Genomic DNA, 23300 nt, shown 5'->3' with positions numbered 1-23300 from the left:
AGGGACCCGCGGTGGCAGCAGCACCAGTCTGGAGTGTCGACCCCCGTACCGGGAAGCAGCGGGAGCAGGTCGCGGTCGAGGCCACGGCCCAGGAGGTGGACGAGACCGTCCGTGCCGCGCACGCCGCCCGTCCCGCGCTCGTCGACCGCACCGTACGCGCCGCGTTCCTGCGCACCGCAGCCGACCTGCTCGAAGGCGCCAAGGACCAGCTCGTCGAGGCCGCCGACGCGGAGACCGCGCTCGGCCCGGTCCGGCTCACCGGCGAGCTCGCCCGCACCTGCTACCAGTTGCGTGCCTTCGCCTCGATCGTCGACGAGGGCGCCTTCCTCGACGTGGTCATCAACCACCCCGACGGCACGGCGACCCCGCCGATCCCGGACCTGCGCCGCTACAAGGTGCCGCTGGGCGTCGTGGCCGTGTACTCGGCCTCGAACTTCCCCTTCGCCTTCTCGGTCGCCGGCGGCGACACCGCGAGCGCGCTGGCCGCGGGCTGCCCGGTCGTCGTGAAGGCCCACCCCGACCACCCGGCGCTCTCCGAGCTGGTCGCGGCCGTCCTGCGCCGCGCCGCCGCCCGGCACGCCATCCCCGAGGGGGTCATCGGTCTCGTGCACGGCTTCGAGGCCGGTGTCGAGCTGGTCCGGCACCCGCTGATCGCGGCGGCCGGGTTCACCGGCTCGGTCCGCGGCGGGCGCGCGCTGTTCGACGCGGCCTCCTCGCGTCCGGTGCCGATCCCGTTCCACGGTGAGCTGGGCTCCCTCAACCCCGTCGTCGTCACCGAGGCCGCGGCCGCCGAGCGCGCCGAGGAGATCGGCGCGGGACTCGCCGGCTCGATGACCCTGGGCGTCGGGCAGTTCTGCGTGAAGCCGGGCCTGGTGCTCGCTCCGTCCGGCGCGGCGGGCGACCGGCTGCTGAAGTCCCTGACCGACGCGGTGAGCGACACCGCCTCCGGGGTCCTGCTCGACCACCGCATGCGCGACAACTTCATCGCCGGGGTCGCCGAGCGCGCCGGACTCCCGGACGTCCAGGCCCCGGTGACACCGGGCGCGGGCGGCGAGCACACGGTGAGCCCCGGCTTCCTGACCGTGCCCGCGAGCAGGCTCGCGGCCGAGGGCGAGCACGATCTGCTCCTGGAGGAGTGCTTCGGGCCGCTCACGGTCGTGGCGCGCTACGAGGACGAGTCCGAGGCCGGCGCGGTGCTCTCCCGGCTGCCGGGCAACCTCACGGCCACGGTGCAGCTCTCCGCGGAGGAGGCGGCGGGCGAGGGGCGCGGCGCGGCGATCCTCGCCGAACTGACCTCCCTCGCGGGCCGCGTGCTGGTGAACGGCTGGCCGACCGGTGTCGCCGTGGCGCCGGCCCAGCACCACGGCGGGCCGTACCCGGCGACGACCTCGACGTCCACGTCGGTCGGCGGCAGCGCCATCGAGCGCTGGATGCGGCCGGTGGCCTACCAGGGCGTGCCCGAGGCCCTGCTGCCGCCCGAGCTGCGCGACGAGAACCCGCTGGGGCTGCCCCGCCGGTACGACGGGCGTCTGGAGCGCTAGTTCCGAGGGGCCGCTCCTTTTTCCGGCCCTTTCCCGGCCCCCGTCGGTCCTTGCCGGTCCTTTACCGGTCCTTCGCGGGCCGTCGGTGCCGTGGGTGCCGCGTGTTCGATCACGTGGCACCCACGCCCGCGGAGGGGCAGGCCGTGAACCTGAGAGACTGCGATCCATGGACGTCACACTCCCCGAACTCCCCTTCTCCCTCCGTACCTACGGCCCCGGCGGGCACTGGTCCTACGAGGACGGTGTGCTCGCCGGCTGGGCCGGGCCCCGGCAGGACCGATTCGTTCCGCCCACCGGTGAAGGGCTCGACCCGGCCTCGGACGCGCCGCGGCTGCTCGGCTCGCCGGAGGGGGACTTCCAGCTGATCGCCCGCGTGACGGTGGGTTTCGGGGCGGCCTTCGACGCGGGTGTGCTCTACGTGCATGTCGGGGAGCGGGCCTGGGCGAAGCTGTGTCTGGAGTACTCCCCGGACGTGCCCACCGTCTGCACGGTGGTCACCCGGGGACACTCCGACGACGCCAACTCCTTCACCGTGGAAGGCAGTTCCGTCTGGCTGCGGGTGAGCCGCACGGGCCGCGCCTTCTCCTTCCACGCCTCCCGCGACGGCGAGCGCTGGACCTTCGTCCGGCTCTTCACCCTGGCCGGCGAGAAGGAGACCGGGGCGGCGCTGGTGGGCTTCATGACCCAGTCGCCGATGGGGGAGGGCTGCGTGGTGACGTACGACGGCATCGAGTTCAGGCCTGACTGGCCGAGCGACCTGAGAGACGGAAGCTGAGGGCGAACGTCACGGTGAGCAGGGCCGCGCTGACGGCCAGGCTCAGCCGCATGCCGGTCTCGAAACCGCTCGCGACCAGCGCCCCGAACACCGCGATGCCCAGGCCCCCGGACACCTGCCGGGCCGCGTTGAGCACACCGGCCGCCAGCCCCGCCCGCTCGGCGGGGACGGCGTCCATCATCGCGGCGGTGAGCGGCGGCATCGTCAGGGCGCACCCCAGCGCCAGCGGGACCAGCAGGACAGCCACCAGCAGCGGGGACGTGCGGGCGTCGACGCAGAGGAGGGCGAGCAGCCCCGCGGCGGCCACCGGCTGTCCCACCAGCATCGGCAGCCGCGGCCCGTAGCGCCCCGTGATGGACGAGGGCGCGCCCGCCGACACGGTCAAGCTCTTCCAGTTCCACGTCGATCCCGACCACTGGCGGGCCGGGATCGGGAGGGCGCTGCACGCGGCCTGTGTGGAGGAGTGGCAGGCGGACGGGAAGCGCACGGCGACCCTCGACGTGCACGCCGGCAATCTGCGCGCCCAGGCCTTCTACGCCCGCCTGGGCTGGATTCCCGACCCGGAGAACCCGCCCGAGGAGGGTGATCACCACCTGTGTCTGCGGTACGCGGTGTCCGGCCCGGCGGCCGCCCCCGGTGCTGGTTACGAGCCCGGAACCCCGCCCGGCTCCGCGCCCGGGGAATGAGCCGAGCCGATTGAACGTTCACACAACGACGTCCCTGGAGGGTGTCCCGTATCCGTACGACCTGGAGAGAGAGCCGAAGAATGCGCGTCGAAATCTGGAGCGACATCGCATGCCCCTGGTGCTATGTCGGGAAAGCGCGTTTCGAGAAGGCGCTCGACGCCTTCCCGCACCGCGACGAGGTCGAGGTCGTGCACCGCTCCTTCGAGCTCGACCCGGGCCGCGCCAAGGGCGACATCCAGCCGGTGCTCACGATGCTCACCAAGAAGTACGGCATGAGCGAGGCGCAGGCCCGGGCGGGCGAGGAGAACCTCGGCACGCAGGCCGCCGCCGAGGGCCTCGCCTACCGCACCCGGGACCGCGACCACGGCAACACCTTCGACATGCACCGTCTGCTGCACCTCGCCAAGGCGCGGGGCCGGCAGGACGAGCTGATCGGCCTGTTCTACCGGGCCAACTTCGCCGAGGAGCGGACCGTCTTCGGTGACGACGAGCGGCTCGTGGAGCTGGCCGTCGCCGCCGGGCTCGACACCGACGAGGCCCGCCGGGTGCTCGCCGACCCGACCGCCTACGCCGACGACGTCCGCGCCGACGAGCGCGAGGCCGCCGAGCTCGGCGCGAACGGCGTCCCCTTCTTCGTCCTCGACCGCACCTACGGCGTCTCCGGCGCGCAGCCCGCCGAGGTCTTCGCCCAGGCGCTGGCCCAGGCCTGGGGCGAGCGTCCGCAGCTCACGCTGATCCAGGACGAGGGCGCCGACGCCGAGGCCTGTGGCCCGGACGGCTGTGCCGTTCCGCAGAACTGAGAAGCGCGGGAGAGGGCCCCGGCGCCGGAAGACGCAGGTCGGGGCCCATTCATAAGCGCTGCTTGGGGAAACCACGTAAAAGTTCTCCATGGACTTGGGCATCGTCCGGGCCCACAGTGGTTCCATGGAGACCTTCGAGACCCTCGTCCGTGCCGAGTTCGCCCCGAAGAACACGTTTCTGAACACCGCGAGCACCGGCCTGCTCCCCGCCCGTACCGTCGCGGCCCTGCACGAGGCGGTGGCCCTGCGGGCCGCGGGCAGGCCGATCGACTCCCTCTTCGAGGACGTCGAGCTGGCCCGCGCCTCCTTCGCCCGGCTGGCCGGTGTCCCGGCCGCCCGGGTCGCGGCGGGCCCGTCCGTCGCGGCCCAGACCGCGCTGGTCGCCTCCGGGCTGGCCCCGGGGTCCGAAGTCCTCACCGTCGAGGACGACTTCACCTCCGTGCTGAACCCGTTCCACGTCCGCGGTGACCTCAAGGTGCGCGCCGTACCGCTGGAGCGGCTCGCCGAGTCCGTCAGGCCCGGCACGGCGCTCGTCGCGGTCAGCGCCGCCCAGTCCGCCGACGGCCGGATCGCCGACCTGCCCGCGCTGCGCGAGGCGGCCCGCGCCCACGGGGCGCGCACCTACGTCGACTTCTCCCAGGCGGCGGGCTGGCTGCCGCTCGACGCAGACGGCTACGACTTCACCGTGTGCACCACCTTCAAGTGGCTGCTGGGCCCGCACGGCGCGGCCTTCCTCGTGGTGCCCGAGGACTTCGGCGGGCTCACCCCGCTGTACGCGGGCTGGGTCGCCGCGGAGCGGCCCTGGGACGCCTGTTACGGCCCGGTGCAGGAACTCGCCCACTCCGCCCGCCGGTTCGACGTCAGCCCCGCCCTGTTCACCCATACCGGGGTGCGTCACTCCCTCGCCCTGATCGAGGAACTCGGCGTGGACGCCGTGCGCGAGCACGACCTGGCCCTCGCCGGACGGTTCCGTGCGGGGCTGGCCGCGCTGGACCACGAGGCGCTGCCCGCGCCCGGCTCCGCCATCGTCTCCGTGCCCGGACTCGGCTACCGCCAGGGCGAGTTGAGCCGGGCCGGCATCGAGGTGTCCAACCGCTCCGGCAACCTGCGGGCGTCGTTCCACCTCTACAACACGTCCGCCGACGTCGACCGTCTCCTGGACATGCTGGCCGGCTGACGCGGCCGGAGGTCCCGGGGAGCACGCGCTCCCCGGGACCTCCCGTCTCCCGCTCACCCGGCCGGAGGCGTCACCGCACCGGCGTGAAGTCCCGCGCCCCGATGAACTCCGGCCTGCGCACCGGTGCCGCGAACGGTTCCACGGCCTCGTTGTCCACGCTGTTGAACACGATGAAGACGTTGCTGCGCGGGAACGGGGTGATGTTGTCGCCCGAGCCGTGCATGCAGTTGCAGTCGAACCAGGTCGCCGAACCCGCCCTGCCCGTGAAGAGCTTGATGCCGTGCCGGCTCGCGAGGCCGGTGAGCGCCTCGTCGGAGGGAGTTCCGGCGTCCTGCATCTGGAGCGACTTCTTGTAGTTGTCCTTCGGCGTGGCCCCCGCACACCCGAGGAACGTCCTGTGCGACCCCGGCATGATCATGAGGCCGCCGTTGGTGTCGTGGTTCTCGGTCAGCGCGATCGAGACGGACACGGTCCGCATGTTCGGCAGACCGTCCTCCGCGTGCCAGGTCTCGAAGTCCGAGTGCCAGTAGAAGCCACTGGCCCCGAAGCCCGGCTTGACGTTGATCCGCGACTGGTGGACGTACACGTCCGAGCCGAGGATCTGCCGCGCCCGGCCGACGACGCGCTCGTCGCGCACGAGACGGGCGAAGACCTCGCTGATCCGGTGCACCTCGAAGACGGACCGGATCTCCTGTGTGCTCGGCTCGACGATCGAGCGCTCGTCGGCGCGGACCGCCGGATCGGTGACGAGCCGTTCCAGCTCGCGCCGGTAGACGGCGACCTCGTCCTCGCCGATGAGCTGCTCGACGGAGAGGAACCCGTCGCGCTCGTAGGAGTGGAGTTCGGGGACCGAGATCGGGCCGGGCGTGTCCGGCGCGCCCCAGACGACCGGGTCCTGGCGGGGCACGGCCACTTCGGTGGCGGCGCGGCTGGGGTACGGATCGGTGAGTGTGGTCATCGGTGTGTCACACCTCCTCGGGTTCGGTGAGCAGGGCGTAGACGCCGTTCTCGTCGTGGTCCTCCCGTCCGGTGACGGGCGGGTTGAAGACGCAGACGCACCGGAAGTCGGTCCGGGGACGCAGGGTGTGGCGCTCGTGGCCGTCGAGCAGATACATCGTCCCGGGCTCGATCCAGTGCTTCTCGCCGGTCTCCTCGTCGGTGAGCTCGGCCTCGCCCTCCACGCAGAGCACGGCCTCGATGTGGTTCGCGTACCACATCCGGGTCTCCGTACCCGCGTACAGGATCGTCTCGTGCAGGGAGAAGCCGACCTTCTCCTTGGCGAGGACGATGCGCTTGCTCTCCCACGTGCCGGACGCGGCCTTCACGTGCCGGTCGGTGCCTTCGACATCCTTGAACGAACGGACTATCACGGTGGTGCGATGCCTCTCTCTCGTGCTTCTCGCGCTTCTCGTGGTCTCTCGCGCAGCCCGGGTTCCTGGGCGGCCGGTCAGACGGTCTCGCGGACGGCGCGTTCGAGGGTGCGCAGGCCCTCGTCGAGCTCGTCGGGGGTGATGGTGAGCGCGGGCAGCAGTTTCACGACCTCGCTCTCGGGGCCGGACGTCTCGATGAGCAGCCCGAGTTCGAAGGCGCGATGGGCGACGCGTCCGGCGCGGGCCTTGTCCTTGAACTCGATGCCCCAGACGAGCCCGCGGCCCCGGTACTCCTTGATGTCGGCGAGGTTCTCCTCGGTGATGGAGATCAGCGCCTGTTCGATCTGCTCGCCGCGGGCGCGGGTCTGCTTCTCCATGGCAGAGCCGTCGGACCAGTAGGCCTCCAGGGCGGCGGCGGCCGTGACGAACGCCGGGTTGTTGCCGCGGAAGGTGCCGTTGTGCTCGCCCGGCTCCCAGATGTCCAGCTCCGGCTTGAACAGGCACAGCGACATCGGCAGCCCGTACCCGCTGATGGACTTGGAGACGGTCACGATGTCGGGCACGACCCCGGCCTCCTCGAAGGAGAAGAAGGCGCCGGTCCGGCCGCAGCCCATCTGGATGTCGTCGACGATCAGCAGCATGTCGCGGCGCTCGCACAGGTCGGCGAGCGCGCGCAGCCACTCGGGCCGCGCGACGTTGATGCCGCCCTCGCCCTGCACGGTCTCGACGATCACCGCGGCGGGCTGGTTGAGCCCCGACCCCTGGTCCTCCAGGAGCCGTTCGAACCACAGGAAGTCCGGGATCTGGCCGTCGAAGTAGTTGTCGAACGGCATCGGGGTGCCGTGCACCAGCGGGATGCCGGCGCCCGCCCGCTTGAAGGCGTTGCCGGTCACCGCCAGCGAGCCGAGCGACATCCCGTGGAAGGCGTTGGTGAACGACACGATCGCCTCGCGCCCCTTCACCTTCCGCGCGAGCTTCAGCGCGGACTCGACCGCGTTGGTGCCGGTCGGCCCGGGGAACATCACCTTGTACGGCAGGTCGCGCGGCCGCAGCACCAGGTTCTGGAAGGTCTCCAGGAAGCCGCGCTTGGCGGTCGTCGACATGTCGAGCCCGTGGGTGACGCCGTCGCGTTCCAGGTAGTCGATCAGGGCCCGTTTGAGCACGGGGTTGTTGTGCCCGTAGTTCAGGGACCCGGCACCGGCGAAGAAGTCGAGGTACTCGTGGCCGTCCTCGTCGTACATCCGGCTGCCCCGGGCCCGGTCGAAGACGGTGGGCCAGTTGCGGCAGTAGCTGCGGACCTCCGACTCCAGGGTCTCGAAGACGCTCAGGTCGGGCTGGGTGATGGTCAAGGCGAATCGCTCCTCTGTGCGTGGGGGGAGGAAGAACGTGGGGGGAGGGGGAGGGAGAACGTGGGGGAGGACGAGGGTCAGCGGGAGAACGGGCCGATGCGGTACAGCACTTCGGGGTGGTGCGGTCCGTCGGGGAACTGACCCGTCTCGAACAGCACCTCGCGCTCTACGGCCGCGCCATGACGCCGTGCGTACGACGTGAACAGGCGCTCGGAGGCGGTGTTGCCCGGCGTGATGGTGGTCTCGACCAGGGTCAGCCCGCGTTCGGCCGCCACCCGCGCGGTCAGCCCGTCGAGCAGTCGCGCGGCCAGTCCGCGGCCACGGTGTGCCGCGTCGACGGCCACCTGCCACACGAGGAGCGTGCCGGGCAGCTCGGGGCGCACGTACGCGGTGACGAAACCGACGGGCTGCCCCTCGGCGTCGCGGGCCAGGGCCGAGGTGCCGGCGAAGTCACGGCACCACAGCAGATAGCTGTACGACGAGTTCAGGTCGAGGGTTCGGGAGTCCTTGGCGATACGCCAGAGGGCGGCCCCGTCGGCCACCCCCGGACGGTCGATCCGAAGGCCCTCCGGCATTTCCAGGAATTCCGCTGACAGGTCTGTGGGTGCGGCGGTCATGCGGATTGAATTTACCGACGGAAAGTTCAAATTGCATCGTCGGACGGGGTTACGAATGGCGCACTCGTGTGTTATCACGCGCCCGTGAAGGGCGGCATTGCATGCGACCCTATGGGTGGGTTCGCCCGGGAAATACCGCAGAAAGCGGGCGCGTTGTGGAGTGTGTCACGGTGGCGAAATGTGCAGGTGACCTGCCCGAATCGCTTCGCCGGCGTTCGCGGAATCTTTGCGTTTAGGTACACGGGGAGCGGGCAGGAGAATACGGGAAGCTGCGCCGAACAATGCCGAACAATTCCGCCGGGAATTAAGGGCAGAATAAGTGAATGAAGCGGAGTTCGATTCCCGTCGCATGTGCGCGTCAGGGTTCCGCGCCCCGGCGCCTCGGGGCGCCGGGGTTCTCCGTTCCGGCAGGCGCGGACGCCTCCGCCGGTCGCCCCGGGGTCAGCCCCAGGCCAGTGCCACGGCCCGGCGCGCCCCTTCAAGGTCCACCGGGAAGCCGGACTCGGCCAGCGCCGCGCCCAGGCCCGCGAGGGCGGAGTGGACGACACCCCGGGTGGCGTCGGGGCCGTAGTGGTTCACGCGGATCATCGACTGCGCGAGAGCGCCGCCCCCCGCGGCGAGCGGCAGCGCGGGGTCGGCGGCCAGCGCCTTGGCGACCACGGCGGACGCGTCCGCGTCCTCGGGCACCCGCAGCGTGGTGGCGACGGGCGCCGCGTCGGAGGCGGCGTCCACGTACGGCGCGAGCCCCCCGCCGAGGGCCAGGGCTCCGGCCCGGGTGGCCGCGGCGGCCGAGGCGTGACGGGCCATCACCACGTCGAGCCCTTCGCCCTCGATCCGCTCGACACACGCCTCAAGGGCCAGCATCTCCAACTGCGCAGGCGCGTGCAGCAGCGTCGTGCGGCCCCCGTCGATCCAGCGCTCCTTCCAGTCCAGCAGGGAGAGGTAGGAGCGGCGCGGCGCGGCGGGGTTCGCGGCCATCCGCGCCCACGCCCGCTCGCTCACCGACACCGCCGACACCCCGGCGGGACCGCCCATCGCCTTCTGCGCCCCGATCACGCACAGGTCGACACCCCAGGCGTCCGGCAGTACCGGCTCGGCGCCGATGGACGCGACGGCGTCCAGATAGAAGAGCGCGCCGTGCTCGCGGACGACCTCGCCGATCTCGGCCACCGGGTTGGTGTTCCCGGTGGCGGCCTCGGCGTGCACGAGCGACACGAAGTCGATCGACGGGTGCTCGGCGAAGGCCTCGCGGACCTGTTCGGCGGTGACCGCGGTGTGGAACGGCACCGCCAGGTCGATCACGGTCGCCCCGCAGTCCCGCAGCCAGTTCCCGAAGGTCTGGCCGTAGGGGCCGGTGATGACGTTCAGGGCGGTGGTGCCGGGACCGGCCGTGCCGCGAATGGCCCCCTCCAGGGGAAGCAGCGCCTCGCCCTGCATGATCACGACGTCCTGCTCGGTGGAGAGCAGCCGGGCGACACGGTCCTCGATCGACGCGAAGCGGGCGGCGCTCAGCGGCGCCAGGTCAAGGAAGGGGTGGGTCACGGTGGTGCTCTCTTCGCTCACGGTGGGGTCGACGATCAGAGCGTAACCGGCGGCCCGCGGCGTACCCGGACCGGCGAGTTCTGAGGCCAGACGGCCCAGCGGCCATCGGATTGATTTGAGGAACCCAAACCTTTCCTTATAATCAGAACCCTCTGTTCCCCCCACAGGAGGTCTCCGTGTACTCGGTCCCCGGACGCCGGACCCGCATTCTGGCCGCCACCACCGCCACGGCCGGGCTGCTGCTCGTGGCCGGCTGCTCCTCGGACAGCGGGGGCGGGAAGACCACCACCGCGAGCGGGGTCCCGTTGGTCAAGAGCGGTCAGCTCACGACCTGCACCCACCTGCCGTACCCGCCCTTCCAGTCGGAGATCGACGGCAAGGTGCAGGGCTTCGACGTCTCGCTGATCGACCTGGTCGCCAAGGACCTGGGCGTGAAGCAGGCCATCGTCGACACGCCCTTCGAGAACTTCAAGACGGGCGCGTTCCTCAACTCCGAGCAGTGCGACCTCGCCGCGGCGGGCATGACGATCACCCCGGAGCGCAAGAAGAACGTCGACTTCTCCGACCCGTACTTCGACGCCACCCAGGGTGTCCTGGTCGCCAAGAACAGCGGCATCACCTCCCTCGCCGACGTCAAGGCGAAGGGCAAGAAGCTCGGCGCCCAGGCGCAGACCACCGGCGAGGACTACGCCAAGAAGCAGGGCTTCGACCCGGTCTCCTTCGAGTCCTCCGACGCGGTCCTCAGCGGACTGCGCAGCGGTCAGGTGCAGGCCGTCATCATCGACTACCCGGTCGTCCAGGGCTGGCTCAAGGACAAGGCCAACGCCGACGCCTTCAAGGTGGCCGACAACATCAACACCGGTGAGCAGTACGGCTTCACGGTGAAGAAGGGCAACACCAAGCTCGTCGCCGCCATCAACAAGGCCATCGCGGACGCGAAGGCCGACGGCACGTACAAGAAGCTCTACGAGCAGTGGATCGGCCCGTACGACGCGGCCGCGGCCTCCGCCTCCCCGTCCGCCTCATGAGTGGTGCCGACACACCCCTCCAGCCCCGCAGGTCCGGCCTGAGCCGGCGCCAGAAGCGCTTGCTCTCGCGCGGCGCGCAGTACGTCGTCTTCGTCGCCGTCGTGATCGCCTTCGCGGTCACGGCGGACTGGGGCCGTCTGCAGAACCAGTTCTTCCAGTGGGACCTGGTCAAGCAGATGTTCCCGGAAGTCATCACGCTGGCGCTGAAGAACACCGTCCTCTACACGACGTTCGGCTTCGTCGTCGGACTCGTCCTGGGCATCGTCATCGCTCTGATGCGCCTGTCCTCGGTCGGCCCCTACCGCTGGGCCGCCGGGATCTACATCGAGGTCTTCCGCGGCCTGCCCGCTTTGGTGATCTTCATCTTCGTGGGGGTCGCCGTACCGCTCGCGTTCCCGGGCACGGAGATCCCCGGCGGAACGTACGGAAAGGTCGCCATCGCGCTCGGTCTGGTGGGCGCCGCCTACATGGCCGAGACCTTCCGAGCGGGGATCCAGGCCGTGCCCAAGGGGCAGATGGAGGCGGCCCGTTCGCTGGGCTTCTCGCACGCGCGGGCCATGGTCTCGATCATCGTCCCGCAGGCGTTCCGGATCATCATCCCGCCGCTCACCAACGAACTCGTGACCCTGTTCAAGGACTCCTCGCTGGTGCTCTTCCTCGGCGTCACGCTGGAGGAGCGCGAACTGTCCAAGTACGGCCGCGACCTGGCCAGCACGACCGCCAACTCCACGCCGATCCTGGTCGCGGGCCTGTGCTACCTGCTGGTCACGATCCCGCTCGGCTTCCTCGCACGACATCTCGAAGCCAAGAGGAAGGAGGCCGCCAAGTGAGCACGCCCGAGATCCAGGTGAAGGACCTGCACAAGTCCTTCGGCGACAACGAGGTGCTGCGCGGCATCGACCTGGAGGTCGGACAGGGCGAGGTCGTGTGTGTCATCGGCCCGTCGGGCTCCGGCAAGTCGACCCTGCTCCGCTGTGTGAACCTCCTGGAGGAACCCACCAAGGGCCAGGTGTTCGTCGGCGGTACGGAGGTCACGCACCCCGACGTCGACATCGACGCCGTACGCCGCCGTATCGGCATGGTCTTCCAGCAGTTCAACCTCTTCCCCCATCTGTCGGTGACCGGCAACCTCACGCTGCCGCAGCGCCGGGTGCTCGGCCGGGACAAGACGGAGGCGGCCCGGATCGCCGCCGAGAACCTCGACCGGGTGGGCCTCGCGGAGAAGGCCGACGCCTATCCGGCCTCGCTCTCCGGCGGTCAGCAGCAGCGTGTCGCGATCGCCCGTGCGCTCGCGATGGGGCCCGACGTGATGCTCTTCGACGAGCCGACCTCGGCGCTGGACCCCGAACTCGTCGGCGACGTGCTCGCCGTCATGCGCATGCTCGCCGACGAGGGCATGACGATGATGGTCGTCACCCACGAGATGTCCTTCGCGCGCGAGGTCGCCGACCGGGTCGTCTTCATGGACGGCGGCGTGATCGTCGAGCAGGGCGCCCCGGCGCAGGTCATCGGCAACCCGGTCCACGAGCGGACACGGCACTTCCTGTCCAGGCTGCTCGACCCGGCGAGGGCGGACGTCGAGGAGAACAGGACACCGGACGCGACGGACCAGGAATAGTACTGGCCAGGACCGGCCGGGCGAGAAGCCGGACCGGCCGGGCGGGCAGGGGGAGCCTTCTCACTAAGGTGATTTCCATGAGCGATCACCCGGTACTGCACGTGAAGGGGCGGGTCGTCGTCGGACCCGACGACGTCCGCGACGAGCTGTGGGTCGTCGGCGGCCGGATCTCGTACGAGCGCCCCGGCGGCGCCCGTGACATCCGCACCGTCGAGGGCTGGGCACTGCCCGGCCTGGTCGACGCGCACTGCCATGTCGGGCTCGACGCCCACGGCCCGGTCCCGGCGGACGTCTCCGAGAAGCAGGCGCTGACCGACCGCGACGCCGGCACCCTCCTCCTCCGGGACGCCGGCTCGCCCTCCGACACCCGTTGGATCGACGACCGCGACGACCTCCCGAAGATCATCCGCGCGGGCCGGCACATCGCCCGCACCCGCCGCTACATCCGCAACTACGCCCACGAGATCGAGCCCGAGGACCTGGTCGCGTACGTCGCCCAGGAGGCCCGGCGCGGCGACGGCTGGGTCAAGCTCGTCGGGGACTGGCTCGACCGCGGCACCGGCGACCTGAGCGCCTGCTGGCCGCGCGAGGCGGTCGAGGCGGCGATCGCCGAGGCACACCGGCTCGGCGCCCGGGTCACCGCGCACTGTTTCGCCGAGGACTCGCTCCGCGACCTGGTCGAGGCGGGCATCGACTGCATCGAGCACGCCACCGGTCTCACCGAGGACACGGTCCCGCTCTTCGCCGAGCGGGGTGTCGCCATCGTCCCCACCCTCGTGAACATCGCCACCTTCCCGCGGCTCGCGGCCGGCGGCGAGGCCAAGTTCCCCCAGTGGTCGGCGCACATGCGACGGCTGCACGAGCGCCGCTACGACACCGTGCGCGCCGCGTACGACGCCGGCATCCCGGTGTACGTCGGCACCGACGCGGGCGGCTCCCTCGCGCACGGGCTGGTCGCGGCCGAGGTCGCCGAACTCGTCACCGCTGGCATCCCGCCCGTCGAGGCACTCTCCGCCACCGCCTGGGGCGCCCGGCGCTGGCTCGGTCGGCCCGGTCTCGACGAGGGAGCACCCGCGGACCTCGTCGTCTACGAGGGGGACCCGCGCGCGGACGTACGGGTCCTGGCGGCTCCGCGGCGGGTGGTCCTGAGCGGGCGGATCGTCGGCTGACACGTCCCGGCCGGCTCGCGCGGTCGACACGGCTGATCCGGGCCCCACACGGCTGAAGGGCGCCTGGTTGACGGAGCGTTACGGCCGGGGTGGGGTGCTCGTTACGCACCGCCGGGTGCGCTCCGGCGCGTCAACCCGGTGTCGACCGGCGCGTCAACCAGCGCGTTCGTTCAGGGGTGTTGAGCGAGTGACGATGGGGAACAGCCGTGCCTCGGGATTCGAAGGCGCGCACGGAAACCCCACGATGGAGTGAACTCACGCCAGGTGGCTGACTGTTCACTCTCAGTGGGTAATTCTTTCGGGGTCCCAGGCTTTCTCCTATGGGGGTCCCACCCTTGAACAGCATCAACCACCGTATGCCCGCACGCCGGTTCGCCGTCACCGCGGCCGCCACCGTCCTCGCCGCGGGTCCCACCGCGCTGGCCGGAGCGGGCTCCGCCCACGCGACCGCCGACCACGGTCGCGCGAGCGCCGTCGTGCTCCGCACCGGACTCGACGTGTCCCTCCTCGACAAGACCGTGGACGTCCCGCTCACGGTCTCCCTGAACGAGGTGCGGGCACCGCGGAGTGCCGAGAAGACCGCGCTCACCGCCCAGTTGGACGGTGTCGACCACGGACGTCCGTTCAGCGTGCTGCGCGCGGACGTCGCCACCGCCGAGGCCACCGTCTCCGCCGGGAAGGCCGAGGGCTCCACCCGCCTCGCGCACGCCGCCGTCCACGTCCCCGGACTGCCGCTGCTGTCGGTCATCGAGGTGCAGGGCGTGATCTCGAAGGCGACCTGCGAGGCCGGGAAGAAGCCCGTCGCCACCGCCAACCTGCTGGGATCGGTCAAGGTTCTCGGCAAGAAGGTCACCCTGACGACGGGCGGCCCGACGCACGTGAAGGTCCCCGGGGTCGGTGAGGTGCGGCTCGACCTCTCCAGGACGGAGACCACCTCCCGTACGGCCGCCGCGTCCGCGCTCGAACTCACGGTGTCCATCAACCCGTTGAAACTGAACGTGGCCGAGGTGGAGGGCACGCTGACGCTGGCGAAGGCCACCTGCGAGTCACCGGCGACGCCCGTCGCCCAAGAGGCCGCGGCCGGGCCGTCCGAATCCGCCGAACCGGTGGCCGAGATGACCCCGCAGGGCGCTCATGTGGAGGAAGGCCTCGCCGAGACCGGGGGCAGCTCCATGACGCCGTATCTGGCCGGCGGCGCGGTGGCGCTGCTCGCCGCGGGCGGTGGAGCGGTCGTGTTCTCCCGGCGCCGCCGAAGCTGACGGCTCCGCCGGGGTCCCGCCGCCCGTTGCCCGTGCCCGGACTCCGCTCCTCGAACGCCGGACGGGCTGAACAGCCTCAGCCCGTCCGGCGTTCGAGGACCCTTCGGACCGTGGCCGGAGCCGCCGTCCGGACGTCCGGATCGACGGCTCCGGCCTCGGGTCGGTCGGCGGCTTCGGGCACAGGCCAGGCGGCGACTCCGGGCGCAGGCCCGGTGGCAGCCGTCAGGCCACGGGGACGGGCGGAGGCTCCCCAGGGTCACGGAGGCGGCGGAGGCTCCCCAGGGTCACGGAGGCGGCGGAGGCTCCCCAGGGTCACGGAGGCGGCGGAGGCTCCCCAGGGTCACGGGGACGGCGGAGGCCGCCCAGGGTCATGGGGACGGCGGAGGCTCCCCAGGGTCACGGGGACGGCGGAGGCCGCCCAGGGTCACAGGGGCGACGGAGGCCGCCCAGGGTCACAGGGACGGCGTTTGGCTACCCGGGGCCTCAGCGGCGGCGGTGGACCCGGGGCCCCAGTGGCGGCGGTGGACCCGGGGTTACAGGGGCGGTGGGGATTGTCGGGGGGCGACAACCCCCGTGCCGCCTTCGGTTCCGCCCGCGCCGCCGTTCACGGTCATCGCCCGGTCCAGCGCCTGCAGGAACCGGTTGACCGTCGCCCGGTCCCGTACCGCGATCCGCAGCCACTCGTCCCCGAGCCCGGGAAACGTGTCCCCGCGCCGCACCGCGAACCCGAGATCGCGAAGAACCCGGCGTACTCCGGCGGCTCGCGGGAGCCGTACCAGGACGAACGATCCCTCCGCGGGCTCCACCACCCGGAGCCCGTCCGAACAGCCGAACTCCCTCAGCCCCGCAACCAGATGGGCCCGGTCGGTGGCGATCCGGCGTGCCGCGTGCGCTGCCTCCGCGAGCGCCTGCGAGGACATACAGGCCTCGGCCGCCGCGAGCGCGGGCGTCGAGACGGGCCAGAGCGGCTGGGCGCGCTCCAGTGCGGCGATCGTCCCGGGATCGGCGAGCACATAGCCGATCCGCAGGCCCGCGAGCCCCCACGTCTTCGTGAGACTGCGCAGCACGACGAGTCCGGGCACGTCCGTCCGCCCGGCCAGTGCCTCGCGCTCACCCGGCACCGCGTCCATGAACGCCTCGTCGACCACCAGCACCCGCCCGGGGCGGGCCAGTTCGGTGATCGCCGCCGCCGGGTGCAGGACGGACGTCGGATTCGTCGGATTGCCGATCACGACGAGGTCGGCGTCCTCGGGGACGGCGGCCGCGTCGAGCCGGAAGCCGTCCTCCTCGCGCAGCAGGACGCGGCCCACCGTGTGGCCGGCGTCCCGCAGCGCGGCCTCCGGCTCCGTGAACTGCGGATGCAGGACGACCGGCCGGCGTACCCGCAGAGCCCGCGCGAGCAGCACGAAGGCCTCCGCCGCGCCCGCCGTGAGCAGCACCCGTTCCACCGGCAGCCCGTGCCGCGCCGCCACCGCGGCCCGCGCGGCCCGCCCGTCCGGGTAGGCCGCGAGGCCCGGCAGCGACGCGGCGATCCGGTCGAGCAGCCAGGTCGGCGGGGTGTCCGCGCGGACGTTCACGGCGAGATCGGTGAGCTTGGATCCGTCGTCGCGCACCTCGGCGTCCCCGTGGTGCCGCAGATCGTGCCCGCCCTCGGCGGCCTCTTCAGTGCGCATGGGTATGCGTGTGCCCCCCGTGATGGTGGTGACCGTGTCCGTCCTGGTGACCCTGGCCGTCGTGGTGGCCGTCGTCGTCCGGGTGGAAGTGCGGCTGCTGGGGGAGCCCCACCTTGTCCTCGAAGCCGGGCAGCGCGATCCGGTAGACGCAGGAGTCGCAGTTCATCCGCAGGTCGCCCTTCACCGCCTCCCGGTAGCGTTCCATGACCAGGTCGAGCAGTTCGGGCTCGGGGCCGATGACCTCGGCCGAGCCCACCTCGACCCGCGGGTGCTCGGCGGCCCAGTCCTCCGTCTGCCTCCGCACCCGGTCCGGGAGGATACCGGTGAACAGGAAGTAGGGCAGGACCACGATCCGGCGCGCGCCCAGCTTCACGCAGCGGTCCAGGCCGGACGGCACGTCGGGCGCCGCCAGGGACACGAAGGCCGTCTCGACGCCCGCGTACCCCCGGCCCTCCCACAGCAGCCGCGCGGCCTTGTGCACCTCGGCGTTGGCGTCCGGGTCGGTGGACCCGCGGCCCACGAGCAGCACCGTCACCTCGGCCCGCTCCTCGGGGGTCAGGACACCGCCGCCGAGGGCGTCGTCGAGGCGCCGCTCCAGCACGGCGAGCAGCGACGGATGCGGGCCCAGCGGACGCCCGTACGTGTAGGAGATCCCGGGGTGCCGCTCCTTCTCACGGGTCAGCGCCGCCGGGATGTCCCCCTTGGCGTGCCCGGCGGACACCAGCATCAGCGGCACGGCGGCGAAACGCCGGACCCCCTGCCCGACGAGTTCGCTCACGGCGTCGCCCAGCGGCGGCGGCGACAGCTCGATGAACCCCCCGGCGACGGGCAGTTCGGGATGACGGCGCCCCAACTCCCGTACGAAGGAACGGAAGGCCTCGGCTCCGGCCTCGTCCCGGGTGCCGTGTCCGGCGATGAGCAGCGCGGGGGGCGGGGTGGTCACGATGTCTCCTTGGCGGCCGAGGTGGTCTCGGCGGTCGGCGGGGCCGTCTCGGCCCGATCGGTCGTCGCGGCCTGGTCGGCCTGAACGGATTTCGCGGCCTGGCCGGCCTGCGGACCAGGGTGGTACAGCAGGGCGTTGAGCGCGGCGGCCGCGACCGCCGAACCGCCCTTCTCGGACACGTTGCTGACAGCGGGCAGGCCGCTCTCGCGGAGCGCGGCCTTGGACTCGGCCGCGCCGACGAACCCGACGGGCAGACCGATCACGAGCGCCGGATCGGCGTCAAGGCGCAGCAACTCCTCCAGCGCGGTGGGCGCGCAGCCGATCACCCACAGCGCGCCGGGCCCGACCTGCTCGTACGCGAGCCGGACCGCGTGCGCCGAACGCGTCAGTCCTGGGCCCGACCTGGCGTCCTTGAGACGGCAGACGGTGGCGCGGCGCGTGATGCCCGCCGCCACCATCTCGACGTCCACCACCACCGGCGCCCCGGCGTGCAGCGCCGCGTGCGCCCGCAGCAGGACGTCCTCGTCGGTGACGAGATCGCTCGCGTACTCCAGGTCGGCGGCGGAGTGGATCACCCGCTCCACCACCGCGCGCGTCAGCGGCGGGAGGTGCGAGGTGTCCAGGCGGGCGCGCAGCCGCCGGAAGGACTCCTGCTCGATCGGGTGAATCACGCGGTTCACCGGGCCTCCCGGTGGTAGCGTCGCCGCGTGCTGAGCGAGAACCAAGCCAGCACAGCAACCTCCAATCCTTGGGGAAACCGGGCTGGTTCCAACCCGGCTGGTGTTGATCGCGGAAGACTCGATCGTTCGCCGAGCGACCGAGCAGCGTGAGCCAGGAATCCTCCTCGTTGGCGAGGAGGAGGGTTCAATTGGCCTCCTCCTGCCAGCGGTAGCCGCGCGGTGTCACCATGCGCCCGGCGATCTCACGGGTCGCCGTGTTGCCCACGGTCACCACGGTCATCATGTCGACGATCGCCGGATCCAGGGACCCCAGCGACGTGACCCGGCTCGACTCGTCCGGGCGCGAGGCGTTCCGGACCACACCCACCGGCGTCGTCGGCTCACGGTGCTCCGCGAGGATCGCGAGCGCCTTGGGGAGCTGCCAGTCCCGGCCCCGGCTGCGCGGGTTGTAGAAGGTCACGACGATGTCGGCCTCGGCCGCCGCGCGCACCCGGCGCTCGATGACCTCCCACGGCGTGTGCAGGTCGGACAGGCTGATGGAGACATGGTCGTGGCCGAGCGGCGCGCCGAGGATCGCCCCGGCCGCGAGCGCCGCGGTCACCCCCGGCACCCCGACGACGTCGATGTCGTCGGACGCCTCGGCCAGCGCGGGCGAGGCCATCGCGTACACGCCCGCGTCGCCGCTGCCGATCAGCGCGACGGCCTGCCCGCGGCGCGCCTCGGCCACCGCCGTGCGCGCCCGTTCCTCCTCGGCGCCGAGCCCCGACTCCAGGACCAGCGTGCCGGGGCGCAGCAGGTCGCGGATCTGGTCGACGTACTGGTCGAGCCCGACGAGCACCGCGGCCCGCCGCAGCTCCGCCGTCGCCCGCGGGGTCAGCAGGTCGCGGGCTCCGGGGCCGAGGCCCACGACGGCGAGCCGCCCACGGGCCGGCCGGCGCACCACCGCGCAGGTCGCCATCGCGGGCTGTCCGTCCGCGCGTACCGACTTCCGCTTGGGGACGAGGAGTTCACCCCCGCCCGCCAGCGCGGCGGCCTCCGCCACGGACGGCGTTCCGACGGCGGCGAGCGGCGCGTCGGAGGGGTTCGGAACCGCCACCGCCGCCAGTTCCCCGGCGGTGTACGTGACGACCGGCACCTCGAGCCGCGCGGCGGCCCCGACGATGCCGGGCTCCTCGGACTTGGCCTCGACGGTGGCGAGTTGGGCCACCGACCGGGCGGAGAGACCTGCCTCCCGCAGGGCGTCACCGACGAGGCCGAGGACCTCCTCCACGGGCGCGCCCCGGGAGGCGCCGACACCGACCACGAGGGACGGCGGGCGCAGGACGACCTCGCGCGCGGCGGGTTCCCGGTCGCGGTCGGAGACGCGAACGACGGCGGCCCCCTCCGCTGCCCGGCTCCCCACGTTCGGCGGCAGGGCGGGCAGCGGCCAGCTCAACTCCAACTCCAGCAGCACCGGTTCGCCGTCCAGCATGGCCCGCGAGACCGCGGCGACATCACCTTCCACCGGAAGACCCAGGGTGTCGAGACCGGGCACCCCCACCGCGTCGGTCGCCGTCGTCACCACCGGCTCGGCGCCGAGCAACTCGCCCACCTCGCGGGCGAGTTCGTTCGCCCCGCCCGCGTGGCCGCCGACCAGCGACACGGCGAACCGTCCCGCCTCGTCGACGCACACCACTCCGGGGTCCGACCCCTTGTCGGCGAGCAGCGGCGCCACGAGCCGTACGACCGCGCCCGTGGCGAGGAAGCAGACCACCTGGTCGCACTCCGCGAAGGCCCGCCGCACGCCCTCCGCCACGGGCCCGTCGTACACCCGGGTACGTGTGGACCAGGCCGCGGCGAGCCGGTCACGGGCCGCCGCGCCCGCCGCCGTGGCGGAAATCAGGCCGATCACTGGGGGACTCCTTCGGTATGGGCCGGAGGCCGGACGCCCCACAGCAGGAAGACGGGATTGGTCGCCGCGAGCCGGGACACGTCACCCGGCAGCGGGGCGAGCCGCGACGACTGCAACAGGACGCCGTCGCAGGCGAATCCGGCGGCGGTGAGCGCGTCCCGGGCGGCCGGCACCCGGTCGAGCGAGGCCATGGCGATCACGACGGCCCGCCGGGTCCGGCGCGCGCACACCGTGACGATGGCGGGCAGTTCACGTCCGCCGCCGCCGATGAAGACCGCGTCCGGATCGTCCAGGTCGGACAGCACCGTGGGCGCGGCCCCGTGCACGACCCGCACGTCCACGCATTGCGCCGCCGCGTTGGCGCGGATGCGGTCGCAGCCGTCCCGGGTCTTCTCGACGGCGGTCACCGCGGCGCCGAACCGCGCGCACTCCACGGCGACGGAACCGGAGCCGGCGCCGACGTCCCAGACCAGCTCGCCCAGCCGCGGTCCGATCCTGGCCAGCGCCAGCGCCCGTACCTCGAACTTGCTGATCATCGAGTCGCGGTGGGCGAACTCGCTCTCGTCCAGGGCCCATCGGTCGGGTCCGGCGACCGGCCCCGCGACCGTCCGCACGGGATTCAGGGCCCGCGACTCGTCCAGGCACAGCACGACGCTGACCGCCGTACCCCAGTCGCGGCCGGCGGCCTCGGCCGGCGTGACCCGCTCGACGCGCTCGCGCTCCGGGTCCCCGAGGGCGCTCGCCACGACGAGCACGCGCTCCCCGCCCCGGTGGGCGAGGGCGGCGCCCAGCTCGGCGGGCCCGGACCCCGGACCGGTCAGGACGGCCACCTTGGGCCGCGACCGGCAGACCTGGACGGCGGTACGCAGATCACGCCCGTGTGCGCTGACCACCACCGCGTCGTCCCAGGGCAGCCCGAGCCGGGCGAAGGCGGTCGCCACGGACGAGACACCGGGGCGGACGTCCAGCCGCTCGGCCCCGAACCGCTCGGCCAGCGCCCGCACGATCCCGAAGAATCCGGGGTCGCCCGACGCGAGCACCACGACCGGGCCCCCGCGGGCCCCGTCGTCCGCGTACCGCTCGATACGGTCCAGCGCCGGTGCCAGCGGCCCGAGTACCACCCGCTCCGCCCGCTCCGGCAGCGGGGCCGCCGCCAGATGGCGCCCGGCACCCACGACGAGCCCGGCCCCGGCGAGCACCCTCCCGGCGTCCGGGGACAGCGGCGCCCCCGTGCCCGTACCGACGACGGTGATCACCACGGAGCGGTCCGCCGGGACGACGGACCCACCCTCCGCGCGGATCGACTCCCCCTCCGCGCCGAGGTGTTCACCCTCCGAGCCGACGACCTCCACGCTCACGACGCCGGGCCCTGCGCACCGCTGCGGCGCGCGGCGCGCAGCTCGGCGCGCGCCTGCGGGTCGGCCTTGCGGAAGCCGTGGAAGTGACCGGGGTGGTAGAGGTGCGAACGGGTGCCGCTCGCGTCGAGCGCCGGGCCGACCAGGAAGAGGGTGTGCTTCCAGAGCTTGTGCTCCTTGACGGTCTCCTCCAGCGTGCCGATCGTGCACTTCACGATCAGCTCCTCCGGCCAGGTCGCCTGGTAGGCGACCACGACCGGCGTGCTCGTCGGATAGCCGCCCTCCAGCAGCTCCCGCACGAGCTGGCCGCTGCGGGCCGCCGACAGGAACAGCGCCATCGTCGTGCCGTGCTTCGCGAACTCCCGTACCTCCTCCCCGGGCGGCATCGGCGTCTTGCCGCCGCCGAGCCGGGTGAGGATCACGGACTGCGCGACCTCGGGGATCGTCAGCTCGCGCTGCGCGATCGCGGCCACCGCGGAGAAGGACGAGACACCCGGCACGATCTCGGTCTCGACGCCGAGCTCGGCGCACCGGTCGACCTGCTCCTGCGTGCCGCCCCACAGGGCCGGGTCGCCGGAGTGGATCCGCGCCACCCGCAGCCCCTCGGCACGGGCCCGCTCGTACACGGCGACGACGTCCTCCAGCGACATCGTCGCGGAGTCGAGGATCTCGGCGCCCTCGCGTGCGTGATCGAGGACCTCGGCCTGCACCAGGCTCGCCGCCCAGATCACCACGTCGGCCTCGGCGATGGCGCGCGCGGCGCGGAACGTCAGCAGGTCGGCGGCGCCGGGGCCGGCACCGACGAAGGTCACTTTGCCGGTGGGGGCATCGGCCATGGGAATCGGTCCTCTCCTACGAAAGATCAGGGGTGTTGCGAAAGCTTCAGTGCGTGCGGGGCCGTCGCCCCAGGTGCGCGAACGGGGGTTGATCGGATAGCAAGGGCCTATGGCGGTCCTCGTCGCGCTCGGCGCGTTCCTGATGACGCTGGCCGGCGGCTGGACGGCGCAGCGCGTGACCGACCGCCGCCATCTGGTCCTCGGCCTGGCCGGTGGCCTGATGCTCGGCGTGGTCGGCCTCGACCTGTTGCCGGAGGCGCTGGCCGCGGCGGGCACCGAGGTGTTCGGCGTACCGGCCGCGCTGCTCCTCTTCGTGGCCGGCTTCCTGCTGGCCCATCTGGTCGAACGCCTGCTCGCGCACCGTCAGGCCGCGCACGGCGGCGACGAGAACGACGGGCGCGCGCCCGAGGTGGGCCTCACGGCTGCCGCCGCCATGGTCGGGCACAGCGCGATGGACGGCGTCGCGATCGGCGCCGCCTTCCAGGTCGGCGGAGGCATGGGGCTCGCGGTGTCCCTCGCGGTGATCGCCCACGACTTCGCGGACGGCTTCAACACGTACACGATCACGAGCCTGTACGGGAACGCCCGCCGCAAGGCCCTGCTCATGCTGTACGCGGACGCGGCGGCCCCCATGATCGGCGCCGCCTCGACGCTCCTCTTCACCATCCCCGAGCCGCTGCTCGGCGGCTACCTCGGGCTCTTCGGCGGCGTGCTCCTCTATCTCGCCGCCGCCGAGATCCTGCCGGAGGCACACCACGAGCACCCCGCCCGCTCGACCCTGCTGTGCACGGTCGCGGGCGTGGCCTTCATCTGGCTGGTGGTGGGCCTCGCGTCGTGAGCCCGTTCGGCCGGTCGCGGGCGCCGGGCGGGATGACTCCGAGCGGCCCGCCATGGCCGCCAGGCGGGTTGAGCCCGAGCGGCCCGCCTCGGGCGCCGGGCATGTCCGGCGTGCCGGGCGGGCTGAGCCCGTACCGGCCGCTGTGCGTGCCGC

At 72.5% G+C, this 23300-nt stretch carries 21 protein-coding genes and 2 pseudogenes; 11 read left to right on the top strand and 12 right to left on the bottom strand.

Annotation, left to right across the window (positions count from 1 at the left end; genetic code table 11):
* Positions 1-11: 11 nt before the first annotated feature.
* Together ACIQRL_RS00500 and ACIQRL_RS00495 are read left to right on the top strand one after the other, a co-directional pair.
* The gene (locus tag ACIQRL_RS00500; RefSeq protein ID WP_401325052.1) at positions 12-1541 is read left to right on the top strand and encodes an aldehyde dehydrogenase (NADP(+)); all 1530 of its coding nucleotides are present in this window, start codon (positions 12-14) and stop codon (positions 1539-1541) included.
* A 166-nt stretch (positions 1542-1707) separates the two neighbouring features.
* Positions 1708-2316, top strand: a complete 609-nt coding sequence (locus tag ACIQRL_RS00495) for a DUF1349 domain-containing protein (protein ID WP_401325049.1) — start codon at positions 1708-1710, stop codon at positions 2314-2316.
* On the opposite strand, the pseudogene ACIQRL_RS00490 reads toward ACIQRL_RS00495, so the two are convergent.
* A pseudogene (locus tag ACIQRL_RS00490) lies at positions 2276-2671 on the bottom strand (MFS transporter); the annotation flags it as partial. The gene ACIQRL_RS00495 and the pseudogene ACIQRL_RS00490 sit on opposite strands and share 41 nt — an antisense overlap.
* 4 nt (positions 2672-2675) lie before the next feature.
* Here ACIQRL_RS00490 and ACIQRL_RS00485 point away from each other — a divergent pair.
* The 3 genes and pseudogenes from ACIQRL_RS00485 to ACIQRL_RS00475 form a co-directional block, all read left to right on the top strand.
* Positions 2676-3002: pseudogene (locus ACIQRL_RS00485) on the top strand (GNAT family N-acetyltransferase); the annotation flags it as partial.
* Between the two features lie 80 nt (positions 3003-3082).
* On the top strand, positions 3083-3802 hold the full coding sequence (locus tag ACIQRL_RS00480; RefSeq protein WP_401325046.1) for a DsbA family oxidoreductase: 720 nt from the start codon (positions 3083-3085) through the stop codon (positions 3800-3802).
* Between the two features lie 124 nt (positions 3803-3926).
* Complete coding sequence (locus tag ACIQRL_RS00475; RefSeq protein ID WP_401327964.1) at positions 3927-4979, top strand: aminotransferase class V-fold PLP-dependent enzyme; 1053 nt, start codon at positions 3927-3929, stop codon at positions 4977-4979.
* A gap of 70 nt (positions 4980-5049) precedes the next feature.
* On the opposite strand, the gene thpD is transcribed toward ACIQRL_RS00475, so the two are convergent.
* From thpD to ACIQRL_RS00450, 5 genes are all read right to left on the bottom strand, one after another.
* Complete coding sequence (thpD, locus tag ACIQRL_RS00470; protein ID WP_401325043.1) at positions 5050-5937, bottom strand: ectoine hydroxylase; 888 nt, start codon at positions 5935-5937, stop codon at positions 5050-5052.
* Positions 5938-5944: 7 nt separating this feature from the next.
* The gene (locus ACIQRL_RS00465; protein ID WP_401325041.1) at positions 5945-6349 is read right to left on the bottom strand and encodes an ectoine synthase; all 405 of its coding nucleotides are present in this window, start codon (positions 6347-6349) and stop codon (positions 5945-5947) included.
* 77 nt (positions 6350-6426) lie between these two features.
* A complete protein-coding gene (gene ectB, locus ACIQRL_RS00460) occupies positions 6427-7698 on the bottom strand; it encodes a diaminobutyrate--2-oxoglutarate transaminase (RefSeq protein WP_401325039.1) in 1272 nt (423 codons plus the stop codon).
* A 77-nt stretch (positions 7699-7775) separates the two neighbouring features.
* Positions 7776-8315 (bottom strand): diaminobutyrate acetyltransferase, encoded by a 540-nt coding sequence (ectA, locus tag ACIQRL_RS00455; RefSeq protein WP_401325037.1) that lies wholly within the window; start codon positions 8313-8315, stop codon positions 7776-7778.
* Positions 8316-8756: 441 nt separating this feature from the next.
* Positions 8757-9857 carry a pyridoxal-phosphate-dependent aminotransferase family protein gene (locus tag ACIQRL_RS00450; RefSeq protein ID WP_401327961.1) on the bottom strand — a complete coding sequence of 367 codons (1101 nt, stop codon included), beginning with the start codon at positions 9855-9857 and terminating at the stop codon, positions 8757-8759.
* 176 nt (positions 9858-10033) lie between these two features.
* On the opposite strand from ACIQRL_RS00450, the gene ACIQRL_RS00445 reads away from it, so the two are divergent.
* The 5 genes from ACIQRL_RS00445 to ACIQRL_RS00425 all read left to right on the top strand — a co-directional run bounded on the left by ACIQRL_RS00445 (position 10034) and on the right by ACIQRL_RS00425 (position 14931).
* On the top strand, positions 10034-10885 hold the full coding sequence (locus ACIQRL_RS00445) for a transporter substrate-binding domain-containing protein (RefSeq protein ID WP_401325034.1): 852 nt from the start codon (positions 10034-10036) through the stop codon (positions 10883-10885).
* Positions 10882-11715 (top strand): amino acid ABC transporter permease, encoded by an 834-nt coding sequence (locus tag ACIQRL_RS00440; protein ID WP_401325032.1) that lies wholly within the window; start codon positions 10882-10884, stop codon positions 11713-11715. Before ACIQRL_RS00445 ends, ACIQRL_RS00440 begins: the two co-directional genes overlap by 4 nt.
* Positions 11712-12503 carry an amino acid ABC transporter ATP-binding protein gene (locus ACIQRL_RS00435; RefSeq protein ID WP_401325029.1) on the top strand — a complete coding sequence of 264 codons (792 nt, stop codon included), beginning with the start codon at positions 11712-11714 and terminating at the stop codon, positions 12501-12503. Before ACIQRL_RS00440 ends, ACIQRL_RS00435 begins: the two co-directional genes overlap by 4 nt.
* 77 nt (positions 12504-12580) lie before the next feature.
* Entirely contained in the window at positions 12581-13672 is a 1092-nt protein-coding gene (locus tag ACIQRL_RS00430) for an amidohydrolase family protein (RefSeq protein ID WP_401325026.1), read from the top strand.
* Between the two features lie 356 nt (positions 13673-14028).
* Positions 14029-14931, top strand: a complete 903-nt coding sequence (locus ACIQRL_RS00425; protein ID WP_401325023.1) for an SCO1860 family LAETG-anchored protein — start codon at positions 14029-14031, stop codon at positions 14929-14931.
* Positions 14932-15464: 533 nt separating this feature from the next.
* Here the strand turns inward: ACIQRL_RS00425 and cobC are convergent.
* The 6 genes from cobC to cobM form a co-directional block, all read right to left on the bottom strand.
* A complete protein-coding gene (gene cobC, locus ACIQRL_RS00420) occupies positions 15465-16604 on the bottom strand; it encodes an Rv2231c family pyridoxal phosphate-dependent protein CobC (protein ID WP_401325021.1) in 1140 nt (379 codons plus the stop codon).
* Complete coding sequence (locus tag ACIQRL_RS00415) at positions 16594-17547, bottom strand: sirohydrochlorin chelatase (RefSeq protein WP_401325019.1); 954 nt, start codon at positions 17545-17547, stop codon at positions 16594-16596. Before ACIQRL_RS00415 ends, cobC begins: the two co-directional genes overlap by 11 nt.
* Positions 17544-18227, bottom strand: coding sequence for a precorrin-8X methylmutase (locus tag ACIQRL_RS00410; RefSeq protein WP_401325016.1), 684 nt, complete (start codon positions 18225-18227; stop codon positions 17544-17546). Before ACIQRL_RS00410 ends, ACIQRL_RS00415 begins: the two co-directional genes overlap by 4 nt.
* Positions 18228-18411: 184 nt before the next feature.
* The gene (cobJ, locus tag ACIQRL_RS00405) at positions 18412-20118 is read right to left on the bottom strand and encodes a precorrin-3B C(17)-methyltransferase (protein WP_401325014.1); all 1707 of its coding nucleotides are present in this window, start codon (positions 20116-20118) and stop codon (positions 18412-18414) included.
* Positions 20115-21374, bottom strand: a complete 1260-nt coding sequence (cbiE, locus tag ACIQRL_RS00400) for a precorrin-6y C5,15-methyltransferase (decarboxylating) subunit CbiE (protein WP_401327958.1) — start codon at positions 21372-21374, stop codon at positions 20115-20117. The genes cobJ and cbiE overlap by 4 nt, the downstream gene beginning before the upstream one ends.
* A 98-nt stretch (positions 21375-21472) precedes the next feature.
* Positions 21473-22309, bottom strand: a complete 837-nt coding sequence (gene cobM, locus ACIQRL_RS00395) for a precorrin-4 C(11)-methyltransferase (RefSeq protein ID WP_401325012.1) — start codon at positions 22307-22309, stop codon at positions 21473-21475.
* Between the two features lie 109 nt (positions 22310-22418).
* On the opposite strand from cobM, the gene ACIQRL_RS00390 reads away from it, so the two are divergent.
* Positions 22419-23147 (top strand): ZIP family metal transporter, encoded by a 729-nt coding sequence (locus ACIQRL_RS00390; RefSeq protein ID WP_401325009.1) that lies wholly within the window; start codon positions 22419-22421, stop codon positions 23145-23147.
* Positions 23148-23300: the final 153 nt, after the last annotated feature.

It is taken from the genome of Streptomyces sp. NPDC091209, from assembly GCF_044757755.1.
Classification (GTDB): Bacteria; Actinomycetota; Actinomycetes; order Streptomycetales; family Streptomycetaceae; genus Streptomyces.
Note: the sequence above shows the minus strand (reverse complement) of the source record. Positions and strands in the feature narration are given on the sequence as shown.

Bases quoted from the DNA above. Each gene is read 5' to 3' on its own strand.
- ACIQRL_RS00425 (WP_401325023.1), top strand. From the start codon at position 14,029: ATGCCCGCACGCCGGTTCGCCGTCACCGCGGCCGCCACCGTCCTCGCC.
- ACIQRL_RS00480 (WP_401325046.1), top strand. From the start codon at position 3,083: ATGCGCGTCGAAATCTGGAGCGACATCGCATGCCCCTGGTGCTATGTC.
- ACIQRL_RS00430 (WP_401325026.1), top strand. From the start codon at position 12,581: ATGAGCGATCACCCGGTACTGCACGTGAAGGGGCGGGTCGTCGTCGGA.
- ACIQRL_RS00390 (WP_401325009.1), top strand. From the start codon at position 22,419: ATGGCGGTCCTCGTCGCGCTCGGCGCGTTCCTGATGACGCTGGCCGGC.
- thpD (WP_401325043.1), bottom strand. From the start codon at position 5,937: ATGACCACACTCACCGATCCGTACCCCAGCCGCGCCGCCACCGAAGTG.
- ACIQRL_RS00495 (WP_401325049.1), top strand. From the start codon at position 1,708: ATGGACGTCACACTCCCCGAACTCCCCTTCTCCCTCCGTACCTACGGC.
- ectA (WP_401325037.1), bottom strand. From the start codon at position 8,315: ATGACCGCCGCACCCACAGACCTGTCAGCGGAATTCCTGGAAATGCCG.
- ACIQRL_RS00475 (WP_401327964.1), top strand. From the start codon at position 3,927: ATGGAGACCTTCGAGACCCTCGTCCGTGCCGAGTTCGCCCCGAAGAAC.
- cobC (WP_401325021.1), bottom strand. From the start codon at position 16,604: ATGCGCACTGAAGAGGCCGCCGAGGGCGGGCACGATCTGCGGCACCAC.
- cobM (WP_401325012.1), bottom strand. From the start codon at position 22,309: ATGGCCGATGCCCCCACCGGCAAAGTGACCTTCGTCGGTGCCGGCCCC.
- ACIQRL_RS00440 (WP_401325032.1), top strand. From the start codon at position 10,882: ATGAGTGGTGCCGACACACCCCTCCAGCCCCGCAGGTCCGGCCTGAGC.